Source organism: Kluyvera sp. Awk 3, from assembly GCF_028069715.1.
In the GTDB taxonomy this organism is placed as follows: Bacteria; Pseudomonadota; Gammaproteobacteria; order Enterobacterales; family Enterobacteriaceae; genus Kluyvera; species Kluyvera georgiana_A.
In genome coordinates this window covers 1-8,694 of record NZ_JANEWH010000168.1, presented here as the reverse complement: position 1 = coordinate 8,694, position 8,694 = coordinate 1, and the positions used below count along the sequence as shown (strand labels likewise).

General features: G+C 52.8%; 9 protein-coding genes and 1 rRNA gene. 4 read left to right on the top strand and 6 right to left on the bottom strand.

The genetic code is table 11. The annotated features are described in order from the left end of the window. Positions 1 to 192: 192 nt before the first annotated feature. On the top strand, positions 193 to 828 hold the full coding sequence (yihA, locus tag NNN71_RS22110; protein WP_271459346.1) for a ribosome biogenesis GTP-binding protein YihA/YsxC: 636 nt from the start codon (positions 193 to 195) through the stop codon (positions 826 to 828). A 154-nt stretch (positions 829 to 982) separates the two neighbouring features. Here yihA and NNN71_RS25315 read toward each other — a convergent pair whose 3' ends face one another. Continuing rightward, positions 983 to 1,030: a spot 42 RNA, inhibition of DNA synthesis gene (locus NNN71_RS25315; RefSeq protein WP_071892919.1), complete on the bottom strand. Its 48-nt coding sequence runs from the start codon at positions 1,028 to 1,030 to the stop codon at positions 983 to 985. Positions 1,031 to 1,195: 165 nt separating this feature from the next. Then, complete coding sequence (gene polA, locus NNN71_RS22105) at positions 1,196 to 3,985, bottom strand: DNA polymerase I (protein ID WP_271459345.1); 2,790 nt, start codon at positions 3,983 to 3,985, stop codon at positions 1,196 to 1,198. Between the two features lie 396 nt (positions 3,986 to 4,381). Here polA and NNN71_RS22100 point away from each other — a divergent pair, with 396 nt between their 5' ends. Beyond that, a complete protein-coding gene (locus tag NNN71_RS22100) occupies positions 4,382 to 5,290 on the top strand; it encodes an acyltransferase (RefSeq protein ID WP_271459344.1) in 909 nt (302 codons plus the stop codon). A gap of 15 nt (positions 5,291 to 5,305) precedes the next feature. On the opposite strand, the gene dsbA is transcribed toward NNN71_RS22100, so the two are convergent. The 3 genes from dsbA to NNN71_RS22085 all read right to left on the bottom strand — a co-directional run bounded on the left by dsbA (position 5,306) and on the right by NNN71_RS22085 (position 7,288). Further along, positions 5,306 to 5,929, bottom strand: a complete 624-nt coding sequence (gene dsbA / locus NNN71_RS22095) for a thiol:disulfide interchange protein DsbA (protein ID WP_163448716.1) — start codon at positions 5,927 to 5,929, stop codon at positions 5,306 to 5,308. Positions 5,930 to 5,956: 27 nt separating this feature from the next. Continuing rightward, positions 5,957 to 6,943, bottom strand: coding sequence for a serine/threonine protein kinase (locus NNN71_RS22090; RefSeq protein WP_271459343.1), 987 nt, complete (start codon positions 6,941 to 6,943; stop codon positions 5,957 to 5,959). 75 nt (positions 6,944 to 7,018) lie between these two features. Further along, complete coding sequence (locus NNN71_RS22085) at positions 7,019 to 7,288, bottom strand: YihD family protein (RefSeq protein ID WP_052284157.1); 270 nt, start codon at positions 7,286 to 7,288, stop codon at positions 7,019 to 7,021. Positions 7,289 to 7,357: 69 nt separating this feature from the next. Here NNN71_RS22085 and mobA point away from each other — a divergent pair, with 69 nt between their 5' ends. Together mobA and mobB are read left to right on the top strand one after the other, a co-directional pair. Continuing rightward, positions 7,358 to 7,942, top strand: coding sequence for a molybdenum cofactor guanylyltransferase MobA (gene mobA / locus NNN71_RS22080; protein WP_223803605.1), 585 nt, complete (start codon positions 7,358 to 7,360; stop codon positions 7,940 to 7,942). Further along, positions 7,939 to 8,463 (top strand): molybdopterin-guanine dinucleotide biosynthesis protein MobB, encoded by a 525-nt coding sequence (gene mobB / locus NNN71_RS22075; RefSeq protein WP_167577220.1) that lies wholly within the window; start codon positions 7,939 to 7,941, stop codon positions 8,461 to 8,463. Before mobA ends, mobB begins: the two co-directional genes overlap by 4 nt. 113 nt (positions 8,464 to 8,576) lie before the next feature. Here mobB and rrf read toward each other — a convergent pair. Further along, positions 8,577 to 8,692 (bottom strand): 5S ribosomal RNA (rrf, locus tag NNN71_RS22070). Positions 8,693 to 8,694: the final 2 nt, after the last annotated feature.

Genomic DNA, 8,694 nt, shown 5'->3' with positions numbered 1-8,694 from the left:
ATATTATGATTTTAAATAATTTGCATATAATCTCGCCGATATTCTTTCCTCAATTTCCCATAGCGGATATGGCAAATGTCTTACAAACGGAAGGGCATCGGCTTACAGTTGACGATGCTGGAGTAATTCCAGCCTTTTTTTGCCGATCGGGTATAATCGCCCCCAATGCCTGATTTAACGGAGACGACCGTTTTGACTAACTGGAACTATCAACTGACGCACTTTGTCACCAGCGCGCCAGATATCCGCCACTTACCTTCCGATACCGGAATCGAAGTGGCTTTTGCCGGCCGCTCCAACGCGGGGAAATCCAGCGCCCTGAATACGCTGACCAACCAGAAAAGCCTGGCGCGTACATCAAAAACGCCGGGTCGTACGCAGCTGATTAACCTGTTTGAAGTGGCTGACGGCAAACGCCTGGTTGACTTGCCGGGCTACGGCTACGCACAGGTGCCGGAAGAGATGAAAATCAAGTGGCAGCGTGCGCTGGGTGAATACCTGGAAAAACGTCTGTGCCTGAAAGGATTAGTGGTACTGATGGATATTCGCCATCCGCTGAAGGACCTCGACCAGCAGATGATCGAGTGGGCCGTCACCAGCGAAATCCCGGTTTTGGTACTGTTAACCAAAGCTGACAAGCTGGCCAGCGGTGCGCGTAAAGCACAGCTGAACCTGGTGCGTGAAGCGGCGCTCGCCTTTAACGGTGACGTGCAGGTTGAAGCCTTTTCTTCCCTGAAAAAGCAGGGCGTGGACAAGCTGCGTCAGAAGCTGGACAGCTGGTTTAACGATATTCCGCCACAGGAAGATCCTGAGGCTGCTGCAGAGTAACCCCTCTCTACGTCCCGGATAGCGGCGCCTGGCGCCCTGTCCCGGGTACTTCCCGACCAGACTCCCTTTTTCACGGCCAATCGACTGCGGCAAAACTTTTCTTTCGCCCAATAAAAAACGCCCCAGTCATTACTGACTGGGGCGGCTAAAATATTCAGCCAAATCCGATTACGTGAAGTAAAAGGTCTGAAAGATAGAACATCTTACCTCTGTACCCTACGAGAGTAACTCTACTCTTTTTTAATGCTGACAGAAAGCATTTTTTGTAGTTTTTTTTCACTTGTTACATAACGAATTCTAATGTTCATCACAAAATTAGATAAGTTATGTTGCTTACTTACATAAAACCCCATTGTTCATCGAACACTTAATGAGCTTGATCCCAATTTTCGCCACTCCCGACTTCCACCAGCAACGGCACGTCCAGCGTGGTGCTGTTTTCCATCAGCTCGTGTACTTTCTTCGCCACGGCATCGACGTCGTCTTTGTGCACTTCAAAGACCAGTTCATCGTGAACCTGCATGATCATGCGCACGCGCGGCTTCTCAGTTTCTAACCAGCCATCAACGGCAATCATGGCCCGTTTGATGATGTCAGCCGCGGTCCCCTGCATCGGGGCGTTAATCGCCGCGCGTTCAGCGCCAGCGCGACGCGCGGCGTTGCTGGCTTTGATGTCCGGCAGGTACAGACGGCGGCCATCCAGCGTCTCAACATAGCCCTGTTCCTTCGCCTGCGCGCGGGTGCGTTCCATATAATCCAGCACGCCAGGGTAACGCTCGAAGTAGAGATCCATATACTTCTGCGCTTCTTTACGCGGAATGTTCAGCTGGCGCGCGAGGCCAAAGGCGCTCATGCCGTAAATCAGGCCGAAGTTGATGGCTTTGGCGCTGCGGCGCTGCTCGCCGGTGACGCTTTCCAGCGGCAGCCCGAAGACTTCCGCCGCGGTGGCGCGGTGAATATCCTTCCCTTCGGCAAACGCCTTCAGCAGGCCTTCGTCACGCGACAGGTGCGCCATGATGCGCAGCTCAATCTGCGAGTAGTCGGCAGAGACGATGACGTAATCTTCCGGCGCAATAAACGCCTGGCGAATACGGCGGCCTTCGTCGTTACGTACCGGGATGTTTTGCAGGTTCGGGTCGGTTGATGACAGGCGACCGGTGGCGGTAACCGCCTGGTGATAGGAGGTATGCACGCGGCCGGTTTTCGGGTTGATCATCAACGGCAGCTTGTCGGTGTAGGTCGACTTCAGTTTTGCCAGACCGCGATACTCAAGAATCACCTTCGGCAGCGGATAGTCCAGCGCCAGTTCTTCCAGTACTTCTTCAGAAGTGGACGGCGCGCCACCCGGCGTTTTCTTCAGCGGCTTGATGCCTTGCTTTTCAAACAGGATGGTTTGCAGCTGCTTCGGCGATGATAGATTAAACTCTTCCCCGGCAATGTCGTAAGCTTTCTGCTCCAGCTCGACCAGACGTTTAGCGATCTCTTGCGAATGCGCGTGCAGTACGGCAGGGTCAATCTTCACGCCATTACGCTCAACGCGCGACAGCACCGGTACCAGCGGCATTTCAATTTCGTTGAAAATGCGCAGCGGACCTTCATTTTTTTGCAGCTTTGGCCACATTTTCAGGTGCAGTTGTAGCGTCACGTCGGCGTCTTCTGCCGCGTAGCGCCCGGCTTCTTCCAGCGCAATCTGGTTGAAGGTGAGCTGGTTTTTACCTTTGCCTGCAATTTCTTCAAAGGTAATGGTTTTGTGCTTCAGCCAGCGGTCGGAGAGGCTGTCCATATCGTGACGCCCGGCAACGCTGTCCAGCGTGTAGGACTCGAGCATGGTGTCGTAGGCAATCCCGCGCAGTTCAATGCCGTAGTTGGCCAGAATTCCGCGGTCGTACTTCAGGTTTTGTCCCACCTTCAGCAGCGCGTCATCTTCCAGCAGCGGCTTAAGCAGTTCAAGCACACGTTCGCGGGCGATCTGATCTGGCGCGTCCAGATAGTCGTGGGCGACCGGCACATAAGCGGCTACGCCCGGTTCAATGGCGAACGAAAGGCCTACCATGTTGGCGGAGATATTATCGAGACTGTCGGTTTCCGTATCGAAAGCAAACAGCGGCGCTTTCTTCAGCTTTTCGATCCAGCTCACCAGAGTGGCTTCATCGAGAATGGTGACGTAGTTTTCTGACGAGAGGGTGGCTGCCGTTTCTTCTACCTCTACTTCAGCCACTATCGCTTTGCCCGCAGGTTTCGCCGCTGGCTTCGAGCCTTTGGCCTGCATCCAGGTACCGGACTCAACGTCGGTGATCCAACGTTTGAATTCGTATTTCTTAAACAGCGTTAACAGTTCGTCCGCCGCCGGTGCGGCCACGGTCAGCTGTTCACAGCCAAGCTCCAGCTCAACGTCTGTTTTAATGGTCGCCAGTTTGTAGGAGAGGTAGGCCAGCTCTTTATTCTGCTCCAGCTTGGCTGCCATCGTTTTCGCGCCACGGAAGGTTAACCCGGCGATTTTTTCCGGCTCGCCATACAACGCATCCAGGCCGCCAAGACCCTGCAGCAATGCCTGCGCCGTTTTCTCGCCCACGCCAGGGACGCCTGGAATGTTATCTGAAGAGTCGCCCATCAGCGCCAGAAAATCGATAATCAGTTCTGGCGGCACGCCATATTTCGTGACCACTTCGTCCGGACCAAGAATGGTGTTGGTCATGGTGTTGATAAGCGTAATGCCCGGCGTCACCAGCTGCGCCATATCTTTATCCCCGGTGCTGATCAGCACCGGACGCCCCGCTTTTTCCGCTTCGCGCGCCAGGGTGCCAATCACGTCGTCCGCTTCCACGCCGGAAACGGCCAGCAGCGGCAGCCCCATCGCTTTTACCATCGCGTGCAGTGGCTCAATCTGCGCACGCAGATCGTCCGGCATTGGCGGACGGTGCGATTTGTAGTCTTCAAACAGTTCATCACGGAAGGTTTTCCCCTTCGCATCAAAAACCACTGCGGCATGGGTGGGTTGATACTGCAGAATCAGGCTGCGCAGCATGTTCAGCACGCCATACATAGCGCCGGTCGGCTCGCCCGCGCGGTTTGTCAGCGGCGGGAATGCGTGATACGCCCGGTAGAGATAAGAGGATCCATCAACGAGGATAAGAGGGTTTTCTGGGATCTGAACCATAATTTCCGTGCCTGTTTATCAGATTATGGGTAAAGGATGCCACAGACGGCATGAAAACATGAATTTTTCCCCCAAATAAGGCGAAAAGATTTCTCGATCTTCACGATCGCACGCAAAATAAATTGTGGATAACTTTGTGAATAATTTTATTTTACTTATAACAAAGGATATGTAACCATCGGTTAAATATAAAATAATCTATATTTTTCAATAAATTAAAACACGATCACAGCCAGAATAGTCGATCTGGTGATAATTCACACTGTGTGGATAGACATATTGACTATTTTTCTAATCTGGTAAGACCCATCATTTGGCGCGTTTTCTGGTAAAATCAGCGCCTTGTGCTCGTTTATATGTGCGCGTTAAATAACTAACTATCTGAATAAAAACACTATGTCGAGATTTCTCGCTGCAATAACGCTGCCTGTAAGCATCGTACTCACCATTTTAGTGACGATTTTATGTTCCGTGCCGATTATTCTCGCCGGAATTATTAAGCTCATTTTGCCTATCCCGTTCATCTGGCGTTCAGTCTCAGTATTCTGCAATTTTATGATGTACTGCTGGTGCGAAGGGCTGGCCGCGCTGTTGCATCTCAATCCGCGACTCAAGTGGGATATTCAGGGGCTGGAGACACTCAGCAAAAAGAACTGGTACCTGCTTATCTGCAACCATCACAGCTGGGCCGATATCGTGGTGCTGTGCGTCATTTTCCGCAAGCATATCCCGATGAACAAGTATTTCCTCAAACAGCAGCTGGCCTGGGTTCCCTTTATGGGCCTGGCCTGCTGGGCTCTGGATATGCCGTTTATGCGCCGTTACTCCCGCAGCTACCTGATTCGTCACCCGGAACGCCGCGGCAGAGATGTTGAAACCACCCGCCGTTCCTGCGAGAAATTCCGCGCGCACCCAACGACCATTGTGAACTTTGTTGAGGGGTCGCGCTTCACGCTGGAAAAACGTCGACAAACACGGTCACCGTATAACAATCTGCTACCGCCTAAAGCGGCAGGTATCGCGATGGCGCTGAACGTTTTAGGTTCTCAGTTCGATAAGCTGCTGGATGTGACGTTGTGCTATCCGGAAAACGACGAGACGCCGTTCTACGATATGCTGAGCGGCAAGCTGACGCGAATTGTGGTGCGTGTGAATCTCCGGCCGATTGACCCTGAGCTGCACGGCGACTACGTGGGCGATAAGAACTTTAAGCGTCGTTTCCAGCTGTGGCTGAATGCGCTATGGGAAGAGAAAGATAAGCAGATTGACGCAACGAAAGCAGAATACAAAAACGCCGGTCAGTGACCGGCGTTTTCATTTTTATTTCTTCTCAACCAGCTGCTTCACGGTGTCAGCATACTGAGCCACGAAGACATCCATATTGCTGGTGTCCATACCCTGCGGGTTCAGCTGATATTTCCCGTTAACAAACATCGCCGGTACGCCCTGCAGCTGCAGATCGGATGCGGCTTTTTCCTGCTGTGCAACCAGTGATTTCACGACGAAGCTGTTCCAGGCGGCATCATAATCTTCGCCCTTCACGCCCGCGTCGGTGAAGACTTTACGGATATCCGCAACGGTCTGCACTGTCTGGTTTTTCTGTACGGCTTCAAACATCGGCGCGGTGATCTGATCTTCAACGCCCAGCGCCATCGCCACCGCCCACGCTTGCGTCAGGTCTTTGCCCAATGGGCCCAGGAACTCAACGTGGTATTTGGTCATTTTGGTGCCTTCCGGCAGCTTTTTCTTCACGTTGTCAGAAACGTGCAGAACTTCCTCAAACTGGTAGCAATGCGGGCAGTAGAAGGAGAAGAACTCCAGCACCTGCGGCTCACCTGCAACCGGCTTATCGATGGTAACGTACTGTTTGCCGTCGGTAATCTGAGCAGCAGATGCGCTGAATGCCAGAATCATACCTGCCAGCGCAAGCCAAACCTTTTTCATAACTCACTCTCTCCTGACTGTGTCGAATTAATACATGGGCGTTAACTGAAGCGGTGGTTCCTGAAGAACCTTTACCTGCTCCACAAAAGTTGCGATCTGCCGATGCCAGAAATCTTCCCCGGTTAACCAGGGAAAATTTTTCGGAAATGCGGGATCATCCCAGCGCCTGATTATCCAGGCAAGATAATAAACCAACCGCATTGCACGTAAAGGCTCGATCAGCGGCAATTCGTCTGAATTAAAGCTGCTGAACTCTTCATAGGCCTCTACGATGGTTTCCAGCTGCATACGTCTTTCGGCGAGGGAACCGTTAAGCAGCATCCAGAGATCCTGAACCGCGGGGCCGTTACGCGCATCATCGAGATCGACAAATAGCGGACCATCGCGCCAGAGGATATTTCCGGCGTGGCAATCGCCATGTAGGCGCAGAGCATCAAAACGCCCGTGCCACAGGTCCATCACCGCGTCAATCAGGTCATCGGTAGCCTTCAGGAATTGGGCTTTTAAACCCGCCGGGATCAGCGCCGAGTGCTCAAATACCTCACGAGGTTCAATCAGATACTCTTTGACGCCAATCGATGGGCGTGCGGTAAAGCGAGATTTGCGCCCGGTTTGATGCAGTCTCCCCAGATAGCGTCCCACCCACTCCATTTGATCCAGGTTATCTGATTCAAACTGGCGGCCTCCCATGCTCGGGAAGACGGCAAAGTAAAAACCGTCATGGGCCAGTAGCGTCTGGTCATTAAAGATGATCGGGGCCGCAACCGGTACCTCATCCTCGACCAGTTCCAGAGCGAACTGGTGCTCTTCAAGAATCTGCGCGGCCGACCAGCGCTCCGGGCGATAAAACTTCACCACCATGCGGCGACGGTCCTCGTCCTGAAACTGGTAAACCCGGTTCTCGTAGCTGTTTAGTGGGGTGAGACCAGAATCAACCCGGATACCCTGCGCAAACAGGGCATCGATAATGGTATCCGGGTGGAGAGTCTGGAAAGTGAAAGCCTTGTCGTTCATCCTGACATCCGATAACGATACGAATGATTCAGGATATCATTTCACGAGGACTTGAGCGGTACTGCTTACAACCTTTTACTCTTTAATTACGCCACGCGCGCGCAGCAGTGCGGTTTTGAAGTCCTCTTCATAATCTTTCTGAATGCCCGGAATAACCGCGTCTTTCGCGGAATCGCGCATTTTGAGATGGTAGATCAGAATATCGTCCGTTAAATCGGCCAATTCACCGTCATAGCCTGACTCTTTTGCCAGTTTCTGCAAAAATTGCATTAAATTCAGCTCCGGCTCTTTCTGCCAGGCTGGCTGGAGGAGTTCAATAACTTCATTCAGACGTTTACATTTCATGGTCGTGCTCCTTACGCTTGATAGAGACACGTTAGCAGGGTAAACCCCACAATAAAAGAGGCGATAGCAGTGAATGCAGAGAGCCAGGTAACCGGCGTGGTGCTGGCGGGCGGGAAAGCCTCCAGAATGGGTGGGCAGGATAAAGGATTAATGAGGCTTGGTGGTAAGCCGCTGTGGCGACACGTGGCCGATCGCCTGTATCCGCAGGTTAATCGCATCGTTATCAGCGCGAATCGCAATCTGGAAATCTATCGGACTAGCGGGCTTCCGGTCATGGCCGATACGTTATCAGACTTTCCTGGGCCGCTGGCCGGTATGCTTTCAGTGATGCAGCAGACAGACGATGAATGGTTTCTGTTTTGTCCATGCGATACCCCGTTTATTCCCGACAATCTCGTCGCACGGTTAGCGGCGGAACGCCAGCAGGCCGCCGTAGTTTGGGTTCACGATGGCGATAGAGATCACCCGGCTATTGCTCTGGCCCACCGAAGCCTGGCACCACACATTGCTGATTATCTCGCGAGAGGTGAAAGACGAGTCATGGTATTTATGCGTCAGGCTGGCGGTCATTCGGTAGATTTTAGCGACATGATTAGCGCATTTCGCAATATCAATACGCCTGAAGATTTGCTGCGTAACGAGGATAAACCATGATTCCATTACTCGCTGTTGCTGCCTGGAGCGGCACGGGAAAAACGACGCTACTGAAAAAGTTGATCCCGGCGCTTTGCGAGCGTGGTATTCGTCCCGGGCTGATAAAGCACACCCATCATGATATGGATGTCGATAAACCCGGTAAGGACAGCTATGAACTGCGCAAAGCCGGTGCAGCGCAGACGCTGGTCGCCAGCCAGCAACGTTGGGCATTGATGACTGAGACGCCGGAGGAAAATGAGTTGGATCTGGCGTGGCTGGTGAGCCGGATGGATGCATCAAAACTGGATCTGGTGCTGGTTGAAGGCTTTAAGCATGATGCCGTGGCAAAGATCGTGCTGTTTCGCGAGGCTGCCGGGCACAGTGTGAATGAGTTGGTTATTGATGAGCATACGGTCGCAGTAGCCAGCGATATCGCGCTGGATATTAGCGTTCCGGTGCTGAATTTGAACGATACTGACGGAATAGTGGCGTTTATTGTGGCATGGATGAGGTTATGCGCTTCCCCGGAGTCGGCGTAACACGCCTCATCCGGGCGACCAGAGCAGCTGTAGCCCGGGATTTCACTGCATTTTCATTTCGCACAGACGCAAAAAAGCCCATCCGTCAGGATGGGCTTCTTCACTTATTTGATGCCTGGCAGTTCCCTACTCTCGCATGGGGAGACCCCACACTACCATCGGCGCTACGGCGTTTCACTTCTGAGTTCGGCATGGGGTCAGGTGGGACCACCGCGCTACAGCCGCCAGGCA

Coding starts and splice junctions, on each gene's coding strand:
- polA (WP_271459345.1), bottom strand. CDS start 3,985: ATGGTTCAGATCCCAGAAAACCCTCTTATCCTCGTTGATGGATCCTCT.
- NNN71_RS22100 (WP_271459344.1), top strand. CDS start 4,382: ATGTCGAGATTTCTCGCTGCAATAACGCTGCCTGTAAGCATCGTACTC.
- dsbA (WP_163448716.1), bottom strand. CDS start 5,929: ATGAAAAAGGTTTGGCTTGCGCTGGCAGGTATGATTCTGGCATTCAGC.
- NNN71_RS22090 (WP_271459343.1), bottom strand. CDS start 6,943: ATGAACGACAAGGCTTTCACTTTCCAGACTCTCCACCCGGATACCATT.
- NNN71_RS22085 (WP_052284157.1), bottom strand. CDS start 7,288: ATGAAATGTAAACGTCTGAATGAAGTTATTGAACTCCTCCAGCCAGCC.
- mobB (WP_167577220.1), top strand. CDS start 7,939: ATGATTCCATTACTCGCTGTTGCTGCCTGGAGCGGCACGGGAAAAACG.